This window comes from Fuscibacter oryzae (genome assembly GCF_016765795.1).
Classification (GTDB): domain Bacteria; phylum Pseudomonadota; class Alphaproteobacteria; order Rhodobacterales; family Rhodobacteraceae; genus Fuscibacter; species Fuscibacter oryzae.
In genome coordinates, this window is sequence record NZ_JAESVP010000004.1 from 20,347 (window position 1) to 38,968 (window position 18,622).

17 protein-coding genes are annotated in these 18,622 nt (G+C 62.4%); 12 read left to right on the forward strand and 5 right to left on the reverse strand.

Annotation, left to right across the window (positions count from 1 at the left end; all coding sequences use genetic code 11):
- Window positions 1-2: 2 nt before the first annotated feature.
- The 10 genes from JI744_RS08285 (at window position 3) to JI744_RS08330 (ending at window position 11,034) form a co-directional block, all read left to right on the forward strand.
- Window positions 3-1,064, forward strand: a complete 1,062-nt coding sequence (locus JI744_RS08285) for an ABC transporter ATP-binding protein (protein WP_202659461.1) — start codon at window positions 3-5, stop codon at window positions 1,062-1,064.
- Window positions 1,061-1,780: an HAD family hydrolase gene (locus JI744_RS08290; protein WP_236019342.1), complete on the forward strand. Its 720-nt coding sequence runs from the start codon at window positions 1,061-1,063 to the stop codon at window positions 1,778-1,780. Before JI744_RS08285 ends, JI744_RS08290 begins: the two co-directional genes overlap by 4 nt.
- Window positions 1,777-3,249, forward strand: coding sequence for a mannitol dehydrogenase family protein (locus tag JI744_RS08295; protein ID WP_202659463.1), 1,473 nt, complete (start codon window positions 1,777-1,779; stop codon window positions 3,247-3,249). Before JI744_RS08290 ends, JI744_RS08295 begins: the two co-directional genes overlap by 4 nt.
- Window positions 3,250-4,701, forward strand: coding sequence for a xylulokinase (xylB, locus tag JI744_RS08300; RefSeq protein WP_202659465.1), 1,452 nt, complete (start codon window positions 3,250-3,252; stop codon window positions 4,699-4,701).
- Between the two features lie 426 nt (window positions 4,702-5,127).
- Complete coding sequence (locus JI744_RS08305; RefSeq protein ID WP_202659467.1) at window positions 5,128-6,678, forward strand: trimethylamine methyltransferase family protein; 1,551 nt, start codon at window positions 5,128-5,130, stop codon at window positions 6,676-6,678.
- Window positions 6,679-6,789: 111 nt separating this feature from the next.
- On the forward strand, window positions 6,790-7,341 hold the full coding sequence (locus tag JI744_RS08310; protein ID WP_202659469.1) for a TetR/AcrR family transcriptional regulator: 552 nt from the start codon (window positions 6,790-6,792) through the stop codon (window positions 7,339-7,341).
- Between the two features lie 22 nt (window positions 7,342-7,363).
- Window positions 7,364-8,434: an alcohol dehydrogenase family protein gene (locus JI744_RS08315; RefSeq protein WP_202660434.1), complete on the forward strand. Its 1,071-nt coding sequence runs from the start codon at window positions 7,364-7,366 to the stop codon at window positions 8,432-8,434.
- A gap of 28 nt (window positions 8,435-8,462) precedes the next feature.
- The gene (locus JI744_RS08320; protein WP_202659471.1) at window positions 8,463-9,569 is read left to right on the forward strand and encodes a mandelate racemase/muconate lactonizing enzyme family protein; all 1,107 of its coding nucleotides are present in this window, start codon (window positions 8,463-8,465) and stop codon (window positions 9,567-9,569) included.
- Window positions 9,570-9,577: 8 nt separating this feature from the next.
- Window positions 9,578-10,306, forward strand: coding sequence for an SDR family NAD(P)-dependent oxidoreductase (locus tag JI744_RS08325; protein ID WP_202659473.1), 729 nt, complete (start codon window positions 9,578-9,580; stop codon window positions 10,304-10,306).
- Window positions 10,303-11,034 (forward strand): SDR family NAD(P)-dependent oxidoreductase, encoded by a 732-nt coding sequence (locus tag JI744_RS08330; RefSeq protein WP_202659475.1) that lies wholly within the window; start codon window positions 10,303-10,305, stop codon window positions 11,032-11,034. The genes JI744_RS08325 and JI744_RS08330 overlap by 4 nt, the downstream gene beginning before the upstream one ends.
- Window positions 11,035-11,063: 29 nt before the next feature.
- On the opposite strand, the gene JI744_RS08335 is transcribed toward JI744_RS08330, so the two are convergent.
- From JI744_RS08335 to JI744_RS08355, 5 genes are all read right to left on the reverse strand, one after another.
- On the reverse strand, window positions 11,064-11,840 hold the full coding sequence (locus tag JI744_RS08335; protein ID WP_202659477.1) for an SDR family NAD(P)-dependent oxidoreductase: 777 nt from the start codon (window positions 11,838-11,840) through the stop codon (window positions 11,064-11,066).
- Entirely contained in the window at window positions 11,837-13,177 is a 1,341-nt protein-coding gene (locus JI744_RS08340; protein ID WP_202659479.1) for an NAD(P)/FAD-dependent oxidoreductase, read from the reverse strand. The genes JI744_RS08335 and JI744_RS08340 overlap by 4 nt, the downstream gene beginning before the upstream one ends.
- A 169-nt stretch (window positions 13,178-13,346) precedes the next feature.
- Complete coding sequence (locus JI744_RS08345) at window positions 13,347-14,840, reverse strand: aldehyde dehydrogenase (protein WP_202659481.1); 1,494 nt, start codon at window positions 14,838-14,840, stop codon at window positions 13,347-13,349.
- 4 nt (window positions 14,841-14,844) lie between these two features.
- The gene (locus JI744_RS08350; protein WP_202659483.1) at window positions 14,845-15,747 is read right to left on the reverse strand and encodes a dihydrodipicolinate synthase family protein; all 903 of its coding nucleotides are present in this window, start codon (window positions 15,745-15,747) and stop codon (window positions 14,845-14,847) included.
- Window positions 15,744-16,466 (reverse strand): GntR family transcriptional regulator, encoded by a 723-nt coding sequence (locus JI744_RS08355; protein WP_202659486.1) that lies wholly within the window; start codon window positions 16,464-16,466, stop codon window positions 15,744-15,746. Before JI744_RS08355 ends, JI744_RS08350 begins: the two co-directional genes overlap by 4 nt.
- 135 nt (window positions 16,467-16,601) lie before the next feature.
- On the opposite strand from JI744_RS08355, the gene JI744_RS08360 reads away from it, so the two are divergent.
- The gene (locus JI744_RS08360) at window positions 16,602-17,672 is read left to right on the forward strand and encodes a quaternary amine ABC transporter ATP-binding protein (protein ID WP_202659488.1); all 1,071 of its coding nucleotides are present in this window, start codon (window positions 16,602-16,604) and stop codon (window positions 17,670-17,672) included.
- Window positions 17,672-18,610 (forward strand): ABC transporter permease, encoded by a 939-nt coding sequence (locus JI744_RS08365; RefSeq protein ID WP_236019343.1) that lies wholly within the window; start codon window positions 17,672-17,674, stop codon window positions 18,608-18,610. Before JI744_RS08360 ends, JI744_RS08365 begins: the two co-directional genes overlap by 1 nt.
- Window positions 18,611-18,622 lie beyond the last annotated feature (12 nt).

The window sequence follows — 18,622 nt, forward strand, 5'->3', positions numbered from 1 at the left end:
CAATGGCAAGTGTAACGATAAAGGATGTCGTCAAGCGGTATGGCGCGGTGCAAGTGATGCACGGGGTCAGCGTCGATATTCAGGATGGTGAATTCGTCGTTCTGGTCGGCCCGTCCGGTTGCGGCAAATCCACCCTTTTGCGGATGCTGGCGGGGCTGGAAGAAATCTCTGGCGGCACGATTTCCATCGGCGACAAGGTGGTGAACAACGTCCTTCCCAAGGAACGCGATATCGCGATGGTGTTCCAAAGCTATGCGCTTTATCCGCACAAGACGGTTTACGACAACATCGGCTTTCCGCTGAAAATGGCCAAGCGCCCAGCTGCCGAGATCGAAGAAAAGGTCACCAAGGCCGCCGAGGTGCTGGACCTTGGCAAATACCTCAAGCGCTATCCCAAAGAGCTTTCGGGCGGCCAGCGTCAGCGCGTCGCGATGGGCCGCGCCATTGTGCGCGACCCGCAGGTGTTCCTGTTCGATGAGCCGCTGTCGAACCTGGATGCCAAGCTGCGCGTCACCATGCGGATTGAGATCAAGGAGCTGCATCAGCGCCTTGGCACCACCATCGTCTATGTTACCCATGACCAGATCGAGGCGATGACCATGGCCGACAAGATCGTGGTGATGCGTGATGGCCGGGTGGAACAGGTGGGCAGCCCGCTGGATCTTTATGACAACCCCGACAATGTCTTTGTCGCAGGCTTTATCGGTTCGCCCTCGATGAATTTTCTGCATGGCAAGATTGCCCTTTCCGGGGGCCGCAAACAATTCGTGTCCGACAACGGGCTTGTGCTGCCCCTGCCGGAAACCGCCGCCGCCGAAGGGCAGGCCGTGACCTATGGCATCCGCCCCGAACATATCCGCATCGGGGATGGCGGCGTTACGATGAATGTGGTCGTGGTAGAGCCGACTGGCTCGGAAACCCAGATCTTTGCGAAATCGGGTGGCGATCTGATCGATGCCTTGGTCAAGGACCGCATCTCTGCGCGGCCGGGCAGCGAGATCGGCTTTCTGATCGACCCTGCCAACGTCCGGCTGTTTGACCGCAAGTCGGAGCGGCGCATTTGACAGAAGGCACGCCGCCCAAGACCAGGGCCGTCATCTTTGACATGGACGGCTGCCTTGTTGACAGCGAACCGCTCTCGCTAGAGGCGGTTGCCGCCGAAATCCGCGCCTCGGGTCTGCCGGATGTGACGGCGACCGAAGTGGGGGGGAAATATCTGGGCGTCTCGCTGTCGCAAATCGTCCGCGACGTCGAGTCGCGCCTTGGCCATCCCTGCCCCCCCGGTTTTACCGACCGGATGGAGGAGCGGCTGTTCGCCTCTTACAGCGCCGGTCTGCCGCAGATCGACGGGGTTGAGGGGCTGTTGGCGGTTCTGGACAAGGCCGGGATTGCGGTGGCAATCGCCTCTGGTGCCTCGGTGCGGCGGTTGGCCAGAACGCTGGATCATGCCGGGCTGGCCGGGTATTTCGAAGGCCGCAGGTTCAGTGCCGATCAGGTGCGCCACGGAAAACCTGCGCCCGATGTCTTTCTGCTGGCCGCCCGCGAGCTGGGCGTGGAGCCCCGCCATTGCGCCGTGCTGGAAGATTCACCGCATGGTATCAGGGGTGCGGTTGCGGCAGGGATGCGGGCGGTCGGCTTTGTCGGCGGCAGCCATCTTGCCGGTCTGCGCAAGGAACATGCTGCCATTCTGCGCGAGGCCGGGGCCGATCAGGTGATCGATACGCTGTCGCAGGCATTCGATGCCCTTATTCCACAGGAATTTCAAAGAGGTGCCCGATGATAACCCTTTGCAATGCCACGCTTGACCAATTGCCCGCAACGGTGCTGCGCCCAACCTATGACCGCGCGCGGTTGACCCCCGGCATCGTGCATATCGGGCTGGGCAACTTTCACCGGGCGCATCAATCCTGGTATCTGCACCGGCTGATGCAGCAGGGCCTTGCGCAGGATTGGGGCATCATCGGTGCGGGCGTGCGCGCCTTTGACGCCGCGCAGCGTGACAAGCTGGCGGCGCAGGATTACCTGACCACCCTGATCGAGCTGGACCCCTCGGGCCAATCGGCTGAGGTGGTGGGATCGATGATCGGCTATGTCCCCGTGGCCGAAGGCAATGGCCCGCTGATCGCCCAGATGGCAGACCCGGCCATTCGGATCGTGTCGCTGACTGTTACCGAAGGCGGTTATTACATCGACCCGGTAACCAAGGCTTTTGACGCGGGCCACCCTGACATGCAGTTCGATGCCGCCAACCCCAGCACGCCCCGCACCGCCTTTGGCGCGATTGCGGCGGCGCTGCGCCTGCGCCGGGACCGTGGGACCGGCCCCTTTACGGTGCAAAGCTGTGACAACCTGCAAGGCAATGGTGCCGTTTTGCGGCAAACGCTGGTGTCGCTGGCCCGCGCCTCTGACCCCGCGTTGGCCGACTGGATCGCGGCCACTTGCGGCTTTCCGAATGCGATGGTCGATTGCATCGTGCCGGCCACCGGGCCTGCCGAACTGGCGCTGGTGCACAGCTTTGGCATCGACGATGCGGCCCCCGTCACGCATGAAAACTTTCGCCAATGGGTGATCGAGGATGCCTTTTGCGCTGGTCGCCCGCCGTGGGAACGGGTGGGCGTGACCTTTACCGACAATGTTCACGGCTATGAGGCGCAGAAAATCCGCATCCTCAATGCCGGGCATCAGGTGATCGCCGCCGTGGCCGAAGTGATGGGCATGACCACGATTTCGCAGACGATGGCGCATCCGCTGATCCACGCCGCATTTCGCAAGATCGCGCAGGAAGAGATATTGCCACATGTTACCCCGGTGCCGGGTATGACACCGGCGCAATATCTGGACCTGATCGACACCCGCTTTGCCAACCCTGCCATCGTGGACACCGTGCGCCGGGTGGCGTTTGACGGCTCGTCCCGTCATACTGGAATGGTTCTGCCCACGGTGCGCGATGGGTTGAAGGCGGGCATCTCTGTGCGCGGTCTCGCCTTGGTCGAAGCGGCCTGGGCGCGGATGTGTCACGGCACCCGTGACGATGGCACCACGATTGAGCCCAACGATCCGTTCTGGCCCATTCTTACCCATCAGGCGCAACTGGCCCGCGCAACCCCGCGCCAGTGGTTAGATCTGCGCCAGTATTACGGCGATCTGGCCCAAGCCCCGGCCTTTGCCGAACCTTTCGAGTATTGGCTGACGATGATGTATCGCGATGGTATGAGCGCGACCCTGCAAAACTATCTTGGAGCCAATTGAATGACCTTTCTCGGAATCGATCTGGGAACATCCGGGCTTCGTGCGTTGCTGGTGGACGCGGCGGGCAACCCCGTCGGGGCGACCGAACGGTCCTATGACGCCAGGCGCCCCTTTCCGGGCTGGTCAGAGCAGGACCCGTCCGACTGGATCGCGGCCCTTGAAGGTGCGGTAGAGGAATTGCGCGCAAAATTCCCAGCCTTTGCCGAATTGCGCGGCATTGGTGTGTCCGGGCAAATGCACGGTGCGGTTTTGCTGGATGATGCGGGGCAGGTGCTGCGCCCGTGCATTCTATGGAATGATACCAGATCACACGCACAAGCCGCGCGGCTTGACGCGATGCCTGAACTGCGCGCGCTTTCGGGAAATATCGTCTTCCCCGGCTTTACCGCCCCCAAATTGGAATGGCTGCGCGAGAATGAGCCAGAGGTTCATGCCAGGGTTGCCAAGGTTCTGCTGCCGGCAGCCTATCTCAACCACTACCTGACCGGCGAATTCGTGGCCGATATGTCGGACAGCGCGGGAACCTCTTGGCTGGATGTCGGCAAGCGCCAATGGTCGGACAGCTTGCTGAAGGCCAGCCATATGCGCCGCGATCAGATGCCTGCGCTGGTCGAAGGGTGCGAAGAGGCGGGTCGCCTTCGCCCGGCTCTGCTGACAAAATGGGGCCTGCGCGGGCCGGTCAGCGTGGCAGGGGGCGCCGGGGACAATGCGGCGGCGGCCTGCGGCATCGGTGCGTTGCACGAAGGGCAGGGATTTGTCTCCCTTGGAACCTCGGGTGTGTTGCTTGTGGCACGCGATGGCTACAGCCCGGCACCGGAAACAGCCGTTCACACCTTTTGCCATGCCATTCCGGGGCGCTGGTATCAGATGGGTGTGATGCTGGCCGCGACCGACAGTCTGAACTGGCTTGCCCGCATCACCGACCGCAAACCAGCGGTCTTGACGGGCCAGTTGGGCGATGCCCTGAAAAAGCCGGGGCGCGTGCGCTTTCTGCCCTATCTGGCAGGAGAGCGGACGCCGCATAATGACGCGAATATCCGGGGCAGTTTCACCGGACTGGGCCTTGCCACCTCGGTGGATGATCTGACGCGGGCCGTGCTGGAAGGTGTTGCCTTCGGCCTGCGCGACAGTTTTGAAGCGCTGAAGGCGACGGGGGCCAACATGGAAAGCCTGATTGCCATCGGCGGTGGCACAGCTTCGCATTATTGGCTGCGCCTGATCGCCACGGTTCTTGATCTGCCGCTGCGCCTGCCCGCCGGGGGTGAATTTGGCGCGGCCCTTGGGGCCGCAAGGCTGGGCATGGCCGCTGCCACCGGGGTCAGCCCCGAAAGCATCATGACGACGCCAGACTCGCGGGAGACGATTGAGCCTGCGGCCGAAATGACCGGGGCGTTCGACGATGGATATGATGCGTTCCAGAGGGCCTATCCTGCGCTGAGATCGGTGCAGTAACCGCAGGCATAGGCAGGCACCAAGAGGTTTCTGTGAAGCCCAAACCGCCCTTGACAGCGGCGTAAGAGATATGACCGTCAGGCTGGTGGTGACGGTTCTGATCACGTTCGGCCCGTCTTCATGTTGCGCCCTTGCGTGTCCGGTTCGCGCATCCGCCGACCGGGATTTCGCCCTTGCAGCCAGACAGCCCCGACAGGGCGACGGGAAAAAGAGCGCCGATGAGGGAACCGCGTGGCGTGGTATCTGCCATTCAGCAGAACGTGCCGGGCAATGTATTTCGACCCCTTTCTTCCTGCGCCTACTTACAAGGTCCAGTGCGCAGGCGCCTTTGATGTCGCAAAATTGCCCATCCGCTTCGCAGCCGCGACTGTGACGACAGCCCTTCCAACCCCTCATGTCAGCACCCGTATCGCCAGGAGGGACGCCATGAGTGAAGTTGCCAGAACTGTCCGCGCCGGAGGCCGTGGCGCCCGCCGTGCCCTGCGTGCTGCCCCCGATTTCGAAATGCTTCCCGCGTTAAAGCGCGGCATCCCGGAATGCGAGGTGATGGATCAGGGTCGTGTCGAACAGATCGACAATGCCTCGATGTCAATTCTGGAAGAGATTGGCGTGATCTTCCGCGACGAGATCGCGATTGCCGACTGGAAACGCGCTGGGGCCAAAGTTGATGGCGACCGGGTCTATCTGGACCGCGGTCTTGTGCGCGAATTGATCTCCACCATCCCCTCGGGCTGGACATATCGGGCGCGGAATCAGGAAAGAAGCCTGCCCTTCGGCGGCAAGCATTCGATCTTTGTACCGATGACCGGCGCGCCCTTTATCCGCGATCTGGATGACGTGCGCCGCTGGCCGACGATCGCCGACCTGAACATGTTCCACAAGCTGTCGCATATGTCGCCGGCGCTGCATTCCACCGCGCACCACATTGTGGAGCCGATGGATATGAAGGTCAGCCACCGCCACCTGCACATCACCTATTCGTCGATGAAGCATTCCGACAAGACCTTCATGGGCATGACGACCAGCGGCAAGAACGCCGAAGACGTGATGGCGATGTGCGAGATCCTGTTCGGGGCGGATGTGATGGAGGAAACCCCCGTCACCACCGGCAACTGCAACGGCAACTCGCCGCTGGTCTGGGATGAGACGATGCTGTCTGCGATGCGCGCCTTTGTGAAGCGTAAGCAGCCGGTCCTGTGCTCGCCCTTCGTGCTGGGCGGGGCCAATACCCCGGCCTCGGTTGCCCCCGCTGTGGCGCAACTTAATGCCGAGGCGCTGTCGGCGCTGGCCTATACGCAAGTGATCCGCAAGGGCGCCCCGGCGATCTATGGCCATTACCTGTCCACGGTCAGCATGAAATCCGGCGCACCGATGGCGGGCACGCCCGAAATTTCGCTGATGAACTTCATGATCGGCCAGATGGCGCGTTACTATAACGTGCCGTGGCGCACCTCGAACAACCTGGGTGGGGCCAAGACTTTTGACGCGCAGGCCGGGTATGAAAGCGCCATGACGATGAACGCCGTCCTGCACGCGGGTGCCAATTACATCTGGCATTCGGCTGGCTGGAACGAAGCGGGCATGCATTGCTCCACCGCCAAGTTCGTGGTCGATGCCGAAATGTGCCAGATGGGCTACCGCATGGCCGAAGGCCCGCGCTGGGATGACTTTGACGAGGCAATGCAGGCGGTGCGCGATGTCGGCCCCGGCGGGCATTATCTGGGCCACCCGCATACTTTGGAAAACTTTGAGCGCGCCTTCTTCATGCCGAAGCTGTTTGACAACAACAGCATTGAACAATGGCAGGCCGAAGGCTCGGTCGAGATCACGCAGCGTGCGCTGGACCGCGCAAAGCAGCTTCTGGCCGACTATGAGGAGCCCAAGCTGGACGAAGGCGTGAATGAAGCCCTGCTGGACTATATCGCCCGCCGCGAGCGCGAAATTCCGGCGGTGGACGAGTTGAACACCGAACACTGATCCCTGTGACTGGCCGCCTTTCGGGGCGGCCTTCTTTTTTCTATCGACAGGTATAGTGATCGCTCTACTTTTTCTTTGCAAAGGTAGAGCAATCATTCTACTTCGTGGGCCATGATCAGCACAAAAGACAGAATCGCCTCGGACCTGGAACGCAGCTTTGCCGCGCTGGGCTTTGCCGAGCAGGGAGTCGAGGCGCTGCGGGCCGAGGCGGATGTGTCGCTGCGCACGCTTTACAAGCACTTCCCCAGCCGCGAGGCGATGATCGTCGGCGCACTGGAGCACCGCGATGTAACCTATTCCCGCTGGCTGGAGGGCGGACCAGAAGATGGTGCTGCGCATGTGCTGCATCCACTGGTCCGGTTGGGCGACTGGCTGGCCGAGGTGGCGAACACCGGCTGCCTGTTCCTGAACGCCTGGGCGCAGTATCCCGACAGTGCAGCCATTGCTGCGGTCGTGCGTGATCACAAGGCACGGCTGGCAGATGAGTTCCGGCAGCGTCTGGCTCGTGTGGTGCCGGGGCAGGACACCGGCCATCTGGCCGAAACGCTGTTCCTGCTGCACGAGGGCATGACCCAGGCTGCACGGTTGCAAGGCCGCGAGATTGCCTATGACGCCGCCATGCAGGCCGCCCGCGCGGCCCTGGCTGCCGCAAACATCCACTAGGGAGAAGACCTTGGGTCGCATCATGCACGCCGTCCTGCTGACCGGCCACGGCGGATACGAGGCGCTGGAATACCGGACCGATGTTGCGGTGCCACAGCCAAAGCCCGGAGAGGTGCTGATCCGTGTCGCCGCTGCGGCGATAAACAACACCGACATCAACACCCGTACGGGCTGGTATTCCAAGGCGGTGACAGAAGGCTCGAATCTGGGCGGAGCGGGGGGCTTTCAGGGGGCCGATGATGCCGATGCAAGCTGGTCTGGCGTTCCGCTGAAGTTTCCCCGCATTCAAGGGGCGGACGCTTGCGGGCAGATCGTCGCCGTGGGCGAGGGTGTGACCGCCGCGCGGATCGGAGAACGGGTGATCGTGCGCAACCTTTTGCGAAGCTATGTCGGCTGGAAGCCCTTTGACTGCTGGACCTTCGGGTCTGAATGCGACGGGGGCTTTGCGCAATATACCGTAGCCCCTTCGCGCGAGACGTTTGCGGTTGATTGCGATTGGACGGATGCCGAACTGGCCACCATACCCTGCGCCTGGTCAACGGCAGAAAACATGCTGCACCGGGGCAAGGTCGGGGCCGAAACGGTGCTGATTACCGGCGCGTCGGGGGGCGTTGGTTCGTCGGCGGTGCAACTGGCCAAGCTGCGCGGCGCGACCGTGATCGCTTTGGCGGGCAAGACCAAAGCGGATGAGGTCATGGCCCTTGGCGCTGACCGGGTGGTTGATCGTAAGGCCGATCTTGTCAAGGAACTTGGCCACGACAGCGTTGATGTCGTGCTGGACCTGGTGGGTGGTTCTGGCTGGCCGCAGCTTTTGGATGTGCTGAAAAAGGGCGGGCGCTATGTGATTTCGGGCGCCATTGCCGGGCCGCTGGCCCAGATCGACCTGCGCACGCTGTACCTTAAAGACCTTACCCTGTTCGGCGCGACATTTCAGGACGATTTGGTGTTCGAAAACCTCGTCTCCTATATCGAGGCGGGACGCATCCGCCCCGTCGTTGCCCGCACCTATCCCCTTTCCGATATCGTTCAGGCCCAGAAGGATTTTCTGGCCAAGGGCCATGTTGGCAAACTGGTCCTTATCCCCCCCTTCTGACAACGACTGAACGCCAGGAACCGCTCCGATGAAAATCAAGGAAATTCACGTCTACGCCCATGACCTGCCGGTCAAGAACGGGCCCTATACCATGGCCAATGCCAAGGTCTGGGCACTGGACACCACGCTGGTCAAGATCGTCACCGACACCGGCCTGGTTGGCTGGGGCGAGACCTGCCCGGTTGGCTCTACCTACGCGCCAAGCCATACCAAAGGTGCCCGCGCCGCGCTGGACGAGATGGGGCAGGGGCTGATTGGTGCCCCGCTTCATCCCCTGAGCCTGCGGCGCAAGATGGAGAGCCTGCTGAACGGTCACCGCTATGCCAAGGCCGCAATCGACATCGCGGCGTATGACATCATGGGCAAGGCAACCGGCCTGCGTGTGGCCGAGCTTTTGGGCGGCGTGGCGCAGGAAAACGTGCCATCCTATTTCGCCACCGGCGTGGGCGAGCCGGATGAGATCGCCCGCGTTGCCGCCGAAAAGGTGGCTGAGGGCTATCCCCGCCTGCAAATCAAGATCGGCGGGCGCCCGGTCGAGGTGGACATCGCCGTGATGCGCAAGGTCTGGGAGGTGATCCGCGGCAAGGGTGTGCGTCTGGCGGCCGATGGCAACCGCGGCCTGCCCACCCGTGATGCGCTGCGGCTTTCCCGCGAATGCCCGGATATCCCCTTCATCCTTGAACAGCCCTGCAACACCATAGAGGAGCTTGCCGCGATCCGGGGTCAGGTGCATCACGGCATCTATATGGATGAAAATTCAGAAGATCTTGCCACCGTCATCCGCGCAGCGGGGCAGGGGCTGGTTGATGGCTTTGGCATGAAGGTCACCCGTATCGGTGGCCTGCAACAGATGGCCGCCTTCCGTGACGTCTGCGAGGCCCGCAGCCTGCCCCACACCTGCGATGATGCCTGGGGCGGCGATATCATGGCTGCTGCCTGCACCCATATCGGCGCGACGGTTGCCCCCCGGTTGAACGAGGGCGTCTGGCTGGCCGCGCCCTATATCGAAGGTCACTATGATGCCAAAAACGGCATCGACATCATTGGCGGCCATATCAAGCTGCCGGAAGGTCCCGGTCTTGGTGTGGTGCCGGATGAGGGTGCTTTCGGCAATCCGGTTCTGTCATTCGGCTGAGGAAAGAAATGAACGATCTTAGGGGAAAGAAGGCGCTTGTAACGGGCGCAGCGGGTGGCATCGGCGCTGCGGTGGTTAAGGCTTTGCGGGCGCAGGGCGTTGCGGTGGCGGTTGCAGACCGCGATGTATCGGCGGTTGAGGCCGAGGCGCATCTGCCGGGGAACCTGCTGGAAGCCGCCTATGCCGATGGCTTGCCCGCTGCGGCCAAGGCCGCGCTGGGCGGGCTGGACATCATCGTCAACAACGCAGGCGTGATCACCCGTGGCAAGGTGGATGAAACCACGGATGCCGATTGGGATCTGTCGGTCGGGGTGAATGTGCAGGCGCCGTTCCGCATCTGCCGTGCGGCCATTCCGCTGATGGGGCCGGGCAGTGCCATCGTCAACGTCGCCTCGTGCTGGGGTTTGCGTCCCGGTCCGGGTCATGCGGTCTATTGCATGACCAAGGCCGCGATCGCCTCACTTACGCAGTGCATGGGCATGGATCACGCCGACAAGGGCATCCGTATCAATGCCGTCGCCCCGAACGAGGTAAACACCCCCATGCTGCGCACCGGCTTTGCCAAGCGCGGGTTCGATCCCGATAGTGCCGTGGCCGAGTTGGGCAAATCCGTGCCGCTGGGCCGGATCGCCGAGCCGGAAGATATTGCCGACGTGATCGTGTTTCTCGCCTCGGACGCCTCGCGCTACATGGTGGGCGCGGTGGTAGAGGTGAATGGCGGGAAGCCTGTGAAATGAGCCGCTTTGCAGGAAAAACCGCGCTTGTGACGGGCGGGCGGTCTGGCATCGGGCAAGCCATTGCCCGCCGCCTTGCCGACGAGGGCGCGCGGGTGTTTACCGCCCAGCGTGGCCCGGATGCCGCGTTCGAGGGCATCGAGGCCGATTTTACCGACACCGCCAGCCCCGCAAATGTGGTGGCCGAAATCATCGCCCGCGCGGGCCGTCTGGATGTGCTGGTGAACAACGCTGGCATGATGCAGGAGGCCCGCGCCGAAGCCATGTCGCTTGAAGATTGGGAGCGCAATCTGCGCGTCAACCTGACCGCGCCCTTCTTGTTCATCAAGGCTGCACTGCCGCATCTGCGCACGGGGCGGGGCGCAATTGTCAACATAGGCTCTATCGAGGGGCTGGGGTCCAACCCGCAGCACGCCGCCTATTCGGCGTCGAAGGCGGGCCTGCATGGGCTGACCCGCGCTGTGGCGGTGGACGAATCGACAGACGTGCGCTGCAACGCCGTTGCACCCGGCTGGATTGACACCGAGCTGAACGAAGCCTTCGTCAACGCCATGCCGGACCCGGCGGCGTTTCGCGCCAATATCGGGCGTATCCATCCGGTGGGGCGGACCGGCAAGCCCGAGGAAGTGGCGGCGCTGGTGGCATGGCTGGCCTCGGACGAGGCGGCGTTTGTGACGGGGCAAGTCTGGACGGTTGATGGTGGCCGGATGGCAAAGTTGAGCTTGCCCTAAACCGCGTCGGGGGCCACCCCGGCGTTCCTTTACCTTGTTCCCAAGGTTGCCCCACCATCGATCACAATGTTCTCCATCGTGATGTGCCGCGCCCGGTCAGATAGCAGGAACAGCACCAGATCGGCCACGTCGTCCACCTCGGCCATGCGGCGCAAGGGTATGCCTAGCCGCCAGGTCTTGGGATCACCGTTCAGCACCCCTTCAAGGCCGGACGTGGCCGCCTGGGTCTGGCGCTGCATCTCGGTGTTGGTCGATCCGGGCGAGACGATATTGCAGCGCACGCCATAGTCGGACAGTTCCAGCCCAAGGCATTTCATCGCATGGATGATTGCGGCTTTTGACGCAGGATAAGCCCCCAGCCCCACCCGTGGCGTGGTGCCCGAATTCGAGCCGATGGTTACAATGCCGCCCTGCCGACGGCTGGCCATATGGCGGGCGACGGGCAGGGTCAGCTCCAGCGTGGCCAGAAAGTTTGTCTCGACAATGCGGCGAATGCCATCTGCGGGGCAATCCAGCAGACGACCCGCCTCCAGCACACCGGCGGCATTCACCAGATGGTCGATGCCGCCGAAATCGGCGATCCAACGATCAAGCCCGGCAGTGAACCGCGCGCTGTCGGCGACATCCATCACCTCGCACAGCAAGGCATCGGCATTTGGCCCGGCCTCTTGCCGCAGGGCGTCAAGTTTTGCCTGCGACCGGCCAAGCGCAATCACCTGCACACCCGTGGCCAGCAGGGCAAGCGCGATGCCCTTGCCAATCCCTTGACTGGCCCCTGTGACGATGGCGACAGGCATCGTGTTCATTCCCGTCCCGCCCGCCATTCCTTGTAGCGCAGGAACACATTTGCCCCCAGGGTCGAGAATGGCTTTGGCGGCAGTTTCGTCGGCTGGGCATCCTTGGCAAAGTGACGGGTGGCGTCGGTTTCCAGACCCATCGCCAGCTCGGCGGCGGCAATGCCGGTCAGTGTTGAACGTGCGGTGCCAAGGCCGTTGCAGACAGTGGCAGCGAAAAGCCCCGCCTCCAGTTCTCTGGCAATCGAGACGCCATTGCGCGTCAGGCACAGGTGCCCGGCCCAGGTGTATTCCTGCTTCACGCCTTTCAGCGCCGGAAAGCGGTCGGCGAATTTCTGGCGATGGACGGCGGCTGTGCGGGTTAGCGCGGCATCCGACGCCTCCATTTCCGGCAGAAAGCTGGCACAGGTGCGGGTGATGATGCGGTTGCCGCCAAGGGCTGTGTCGATCCGGCGCATCGTGGTGCCCATCGGATCGGCGGGGGTCACACCCCAGCGCGGCTGACCACCCAGCGCTTTCACCGTCTGGGCAGAAAGATCCACCGTCATCGAGGCATAAAGGAAAACGTGCATCAGGCGGTTCTGGGCAAAGCCAAAGCTTTCCAGATGCCCGTTGTTCGCCAGAATGATCTTGCCCGCCGAAACGTGGCCGTGGGGGGTGGTTACGGTCCAGCCGCTGCCGCTGCGGGCAAAGGCGGTGACGGGCGTGTTTTCCCACACCCCCACGCCCGAGGCGCGCAGCCCCTCGCCAAAGCCGCGCACAAAGCCAGCCGGTTGCAGCATCACCGTGCCGGGGGTGTAAAGCCCCGAGACATAGTGGCGGCTGCCGGTCAGATCGAACATCCCCTTGGCATCAAGGCGCTCGTTCGGTTCGCCCAGCGAGGTCAGATGATCGGCATAGCTGCGGTTCAGCGTATCGGCAGTGTCAGAGGCCGCGCCATTCACCTTGCCCACCGGGTCAAAATAATCGGCCCTGATGCCGTAATCCGCAACTGCGCCCCGCGCAAAGGCGATGGCCTGCCGGTTCAGCGCGATCATCCCCCCGTCATCGCCATGCCCGGCGTAGTCATCCGAGGTAAGTTCATGCGGCAGGTCGATCATAAAGCCTGAATTGCGGCCCGAGGCCCCTTCGGCAAGGCGGGTTGCCTCCAGCACGGCGATTTTCAAGGTCGGGTCCAGTTCGCGCAACCTGCGGGCTGCAGCAAGGCCGGCAAATCCGCCACCGATGATCGCCACATCAACCCTCTGGTCGCCCGGCAGGGACAGGGGCGCTGGCTGGCCCGGCAAAATGGCGGACCATGCAGCGGGGCCTTTGTGCACGGGCGTGCGGCGGGCCTCATATCGGGTCATCTGGGTCCTCATCTTCTGGCACGTCTGGGCGGCGGTGAAAACCGCTCCGGCTGTCAAGTCATCTTTGTCCGGCACCAGGGCGGCACGCAAGGAAGCGCTTGCGCCGCCGCCCCGCTTGCAGACCTGGCAACCGCGACCCTACCCCTGCCGAAAGGGTCGATACGCCGCATCAGCCCACCGCTTCGTCCGTATCATCGGCCAGATCGACCCAGATCGTCTTGACCTGGGTGTATTGGTCATGGGCGTGGATGCCGTTGTCGCGCCCACCGAATCCCGACTGCTTGAACCCGCCGAAGGGGGTAGAAATATCACCCTCACCGAAGGAGTTCACCGTGACAGTTCCGGCCCGCAGCGCGCGGGCGCCGCGCAGGGCGCGCTTGATGTTGGCGGTAAAAATGCTGGCGGCAAGGCCATATTCGGTGTCATTCGCCAGCGCGATGGCTTCGTCAAAGCTGTCAACCGTAAGAACCGACAGCACCGGGCCAAAGATCTCCTCGCGCGCTTGCTTGGCATCGCGCGGAACATCAAGGATTGTCGGCTCGACAAAGCCCTTGCTGGCCTTGCCGCCAAGGATGACCTTGGGGCCCTTCTCCAGATAGCTGCAAACCTTGTCGAAATGCGCCTTGGACACCAGCGCGCCCACCCGGTTCACCGGATCCATCGGGTCGCCCATCGGCCATTCGCGGGCATGGGCGACGATACGCTTCAGCAGCTCTTCCTTGACACCCTTCTGCACGATCAGGCGCGAGGAGGCAGAGCAGTTTTCGCCCATGTTCCAGAAAGCACCGTTGACGATATGGGCCGCAACCCGGTCAAGGTTTTCGGCGTCATCCAGCACCACAGCCGGATTTTTGCCACCCATCTCCAGCGTGACTTCCTTGAGGTTGGATTCCGCCGCATAGCGCAGGAAGCGTCGCCCGGTTTCGGTGCTGCCGGTAAAGGACACAGCGTCAATGTCCATGTGGCGACCGATGGGTTCGCCAACCTCTGGCCCGGTGCCGGGCACCACGTTGAAGACGCCCGCAGGAATGCCCGCCTCCATCGCCAGTTCGGCCATGCGAAGGGTGGTCAGCGGGGTTTCCTCGGCCGGTTTGACGATGACCGAACATCCGGCGGCCAGCGCCGGGCCGATCTTCCACGCCAGCATGAGAAGCGGGAAGTTCCACGGCAGGACAAGTCCGACAACGCCCACGGGTTCACGCACCACCATGGCGATGTGGTTGTCCGATGCCGGGGCGACTTGATCGTAGATCTTGTCAATCAGCTCGGCGTGCCAAGTCAGGCAATTGATCGTCTCGGGGATATCAACCTGTTCACAGTCATAAATCGTCTTGCCGGAATCGAGGCTTTCCAGCACCGCCAGTTCGCGGGCGTTGCGCTTGACCAGTTTCGCCAGCCTGATCAGGGTCTCTTTGCGGTCCTTCGGATGCAGGCGCGACCAGCGGCCGTCTTCAAAGGCATCGCGGGCCTTTGCCACGGCAAGGTCCACATCTTCGGGCCCGCAAGCGGCAACCTTGGCCAGCACATCGCCCGTGGCGGGATTGACCGTGTCAAAGGTCTTGCCTGCGATGGCGGGGCGGAAATGGCCGTCGATGAAAGCCTGGGTCGGAATGGACAGACCGGCGGCGATGGCCTTGTATTCTTCGGTGGTCAGAAGGCTCATCGGTTCACTCCGCAACGATCTGGGCGATGGTGGTTTTCAACACGCGCACGGTTTGTTCCAACTGGCGCTTGTCATCTTTGTTCAGGCCTTTCAGCGGCGGGCGCGGCGGGCCGGCATACTGGCCCATCATTTCGCAGCCGTGCTTGATGCACTGGATGAACTTGCCACCCTGTTCCAGAACGCGCATCAGCGGCATCAGCGCCGACATGATGCGACGGCCCTTGTCGAAATTACCTTCGATTGCACAGGCCTTGTACAGCGCCAGATGTTCGGCGGGCAAAAAGTTCGATCCGCCACAAACCCAGGACCGCGCGCCCCAGGCGAAGAATTCAAGCGCCTGATCGTCCATACCGCAAGACATCTGGATATGCGGATAGTCGCGGGCCAACAGGTGGACGCGGTTGATGTCGCCCGAGGATTCCTTGATGGCGCAGAAATTGCGGCTGCGGCCGGCACGGTCCAGAAACTCCTCGCCCATGTTGATGCCCATCCGGCCGGGATAGTTATACAGCATGATCGGCAGATCGGCGGCGCGGTCGATGGCCAGCGCATTCAGCGCGTTTTCACGCTCGGTCGGCACGGAATAGGGCGGGCTGCCCACCAGGATCGAATCCGCGCCGATCTTGGCGGCATGTTCGGCCATGATGACCGAATCTTCCAGCCGGATCGCCACGGTGCCCAGCATCAGATGCACCCGGCCCTTGGTCACCTCACGGGCAAGGCTTGCCATTTCAAGGCGTTCCTGCATCGACTGGGCATAATATTCGCCGGTCGAACCGCCATTGATGATGCCATGAACGCCCGCAGCGATCAGGTATTCCAACTGTGCGACAAAAGCGTCGCGGTCGATAGTTCCGTCCTCACGATGGGGCGTGATGGCGGGGGTGTAGATGCCTTCGAATTTCATGAGGCTCCTCGTGTTTCGGCTACTCCGGGCGCGCGGCCCAGAGGAATGTTGATGCTTTCGGGGGTGACGAAGCTTTCGATCTGGGCGCGAGACAGCTCCCAGTGGGCCACGGCCAGATTGGCAGCGGCGTCGGCATTTCCGGCTTCGATCAGGTCAATGAACTGGTCGTGCTGGTCGGCGGCAAGCTCTCGCTGCGGGGCGAGGTGCAGCTTACGTGGGTTGTAAAAGGTCATCCCGATGCGGGTGTGGTCGATCAGCAGGCGGCGCAGGCTGGGCGTCAGGTATTCGTTATCGGCCATTTCGCCGATGATTGAATGGAAGCGCTCGTTCCCCAGCGCCCTTTCGGCCGCATCACCGGACTTGATCGCCTGACGGAACGCCCACTGGCATTCCTTCAGCTTTACGACCTGCGCAGATGTGGCGTTTTCAGCCGCAAGGCGCGTTGTCGCCGCATAGATCATCGGGGCGGCCACAAAGAAATTGCGCAGCGTCTTGTGTGACATGGGCGCCACCTGCGCGCCACGGTTTTCATGCAAGACCAGATAGCCCTCACCGGCAAGCTGGCGCAGCACCTCCCGCAGGGGGGGGCGAGAAATACCATAGATTTCCGCAAGTTCGGTTTCATCCAGATAGACGCCCGGCTCCAACGCCTCGGTCAGAACCTTGCGGCGCAGGTCCTCGATGCACTGGGTCTTCTTGCTGCGGGAATCGATGTCCAAGGGTTCTCTCCTGCCTGATCCGGGGGTCTTCACCGTGATTCAGGTAGCTTGCTTTCTGTGTAGTCTAATAAAATACATATTGTCTACATTAAAATTATATGGTTGTAGTTTGGAAACCGGGAGGAGAGATTCTGCATGGCTGAAACCCGCGAGGACGTGATCCGCTGCGAAGGAATCTGGAAGATCTTTGGCGACAAGTCGCGCCACGCGATGGAGGCGGTGCGCGCGCGCGGCCTTTCAAAAAAGGACATTCGCGAACAGTTTGACTGTGTTGTCGGTGTGCAGGACGCAAGTTTCACCGTGGGACGGGGTGAAATCTTTTGCATCATGGGGCTGTCAGGATCGGGCAAATCTACCTTGATCCGCCACATCAACCGACTGATCGAACCGACCTCTGGGGCGGTTTATATCGAGGGCGAAAACGTCAATGCGATGAATGCCGAGGCGCTGCGCAAACTGCGGGCGGAAAAGATCGGCATGGTCTTTCAATCAATGGCGCTGATGCCGCACCGGACTGTGCGCGACAATGTGGCGTTCTCGCTGGAAGTGCGCGGCGTGTCGGATGCCGAGCGGGCAAAGGTTGCCGCGAAGGCCATCGAAATGGTGGATCTGACGGGATGGGATGCAAAGTATCCTGACGAGCTATCGGGCGGCATGCAGCAGCGCGTAGGGCTGGCCCGTGCGCTGGCGGCGGACCCGACGATCCTGCTGATGGACGAGCCTTTCAGCGCGCTGGACCCGCTGATCCGGCGGCAATTGCAGGGCACCTTCATGGAGCTGTCGGCGGAACTGCACAAGACCACGGTCTTCATCACCCATGATCTGGACGAGGCAATCCGTATCGGCGACCGCATCGCCATCATGAAGGATGGGGTGCTGGTGCAGATCGGCACGCCGGAAGAGATCGTGACAGAACCGGCAGACGATTATGTGGCCGAGTTCGTGGCGGGGATTTCCAAGCTGGATCTGGTGACCGCAGCGCGGATCATGCAGCCGATGGCTGCCTATGTGCAGGCCAATGGCCCGCAAGACATGGGCACCTGGCCGGTTGGCAAGCCGGAAGACAAGCTCAACGAGCTGGTCGATCTGGCGGTGGGCACCGACCATCCGATCCTGATCGCGGCAGAGGGCGCGCCGATCGGCGTGGTGACCAAGCGCGCGCTGCTGCGCGGTATCCAGGGACGTGATGAAGAGAGGGCTGCCTGATGGCTGACACGAGCTTTGACTGGCTGAACCCCTTTGCCTCCATCGATCTGGGCATTGCGTCCTGGGCGGACGGCATCAAGCAATGGGCGATTTCCCACCGCGAGATGATCCAGCCCATCAAGCGGTTCTTCGAATCGGTGATCGTGGGTATTGAAGGCGCACTTCATGCGGTGCCACCCTTGGTGATGCTGGTGATTGTTGCACTGATCGCCTGGCAGGCGGCGGGGCGAAGGGCGGCGATCGTGGTCGGCTGTTGCCTGCTGGTTCTGGGCCTGCTTGCACCCGAGGCCTGGGGCTTGGCGATGACCACGCTGGCGATTGTCACCGCTTCGGTGATCTTGTGCGTGCTGATCGGGCTGCCTCTGGGGGTTCTGGCAGGCAAGAGCGACAGGTTCGAGGCCTTTATCCGCCCTGTGCTGGATACGATGCAGACCATCCCGGCCTTCGTCTATCTGGTGCCGGTGGTGATGATGATCGGCATCGGCAACGTCTCTGGCGTGATCGTCACGATCATCTTTGCCTTGCCGCCTCTGGTCCGGCTGACCTCGCTGGGCATCCGGGGGGTGAACCCTTCGGTGGTCGAGGCGGCGCGCGCCTTTGGAGCCTCTCCTGCGCAGATCCTGCGCAAGGTCGAGCTGCCACTGGCGACGCCGACCATTCTGGCCGGGCTGAACCAGACGATCATGCTGTCGCTTTCGATGGTTGTCATCGCCTCGATGATTTCCGTGAAGGGACTGGGGAACGAGGTGCTGCGGGCGATGGGGCGGCTGGATGCCGGCAAGGCCATCGTCGGCGGTTTGGGGATCGTGATGCTGGCCATCGTTCTGGACCGCATTACCCAAGGGCTTGGCCGGTCGGGCCGGGAGCGCGGGCATCGGCATTGGTGGGAGACCGGCCCGGCGGGCGTGTTGACTGCCATGTTCAAGAAGACCAACTGAAAAAAACAACTG

Excerpts from the sequence above, each read along its gene's own strand:
- JI744_RS08285 (WP_202659461.1), top strand. The coding sequence starts at position 3 with ATGGCAAGTGTAACGATAAAGGATGTCGTCAAGCGGTATGGCGCGGTG.
- JI744_RS08295 (WP_202659463.1), top strand. The coding sequence starts at position 1,777 with ATGATAACCCTTTGCAATGCCACGCTTGACCAATTGCCCGCAACGGTG.
- xylB (WP_202659465.1), top strand. The coding sequence starts at position 3,250 with ATGACCTTTCTCGGAATCGATCTGGGAACATCCGGGCTTCGTGCGTTG.
- JI744_RS08305 (WP_202659467.1), top strand. The coding sequence starts at position 5,128 with ATGAGTGAAGTTGCCAGAACTGTCCGCGCCGGAGGCCGTGGCGCCCGC.
- JI744_RS08310 (WP_202659469.1), top strand. The coding sequence starts at position 6,790 with ATGATCAGCACAAAAGACAGAATCGCCTCGGACCTGGAACGCAGCTTT.
- JI744_RS08315 (WP_202660434.1), top strand. The coding sequence starts at position 7,364 with ATGCACGCCGTCCTGCTGACCGGCCACGGCGGATACGAGGCGCTGGAA.
- JI744_RS08320 (WP_202659471.1), top strand. The coding sequence starts at position 8,463 with ATGAAAATCAAGGAAATTCACGTCTACGCCCATGACCTGCCGGTCAAG.
- JI744_RS08325 (WP_202659473.1), top strand. The coding sequence starts at position 9,578 with ATGAACGATCTTAGGGGAAAGAAGGCGCTTGTAACGGGCGCAGCGGGT.
- JI744_RS08330 (WP_202659475.1), top strand. The coding sequence starts at position 10,303 with ATGAGCCGCTTTGCAGGAAAAACCGCGCTTGTGACGGGCGGGCGGTCT.
- JI744_RS08335 (WP_202659477.1), bottom strand. The coding sequence starts at position 11,840 with ATGAACACGATGCCTGTCGCCATCGTCACAGGGGCCAGTCAAGGGATT.
- JI744_RS08340 (WP_202659479.1), bottom strand. The coding sequence starts at position 13,177 with ATGACCCGATATGAGGCCCGCCGCACGCCCGTGCACAAAGGCCCCGCT.
- JI744_RS08345 (WP_202659481.1), bottom strand. The coding sequence starts at position 14,840 with ATGAGCCTTCTGACCACCGAAGAATACAAGGCCATCGCCGCCGGTCTG.
- JI744_RS08350 (WP_202659483.1), bottom strand. The coding sequence starts at position 15,747 with ATGAAATTCGAAGGCATCTACACCCCCGCCATCACGCCCCATCGTGAG.
- JI744_RS08360 (WP_202659488.1), top strand. The coding sequence starts at position 16,602 with ATGGCTGAAACCCGCGAGGACGTGATCCGCTGCGAAGGAATCTGGAAG.
- JI744_RS08365 (WP_236019343.1), top strand. The coding sequence starts at position 17,672 with ATGGCTGACACGAGCTTTGACTGGCTGAACCCCTTTGCCTCCATCGAT.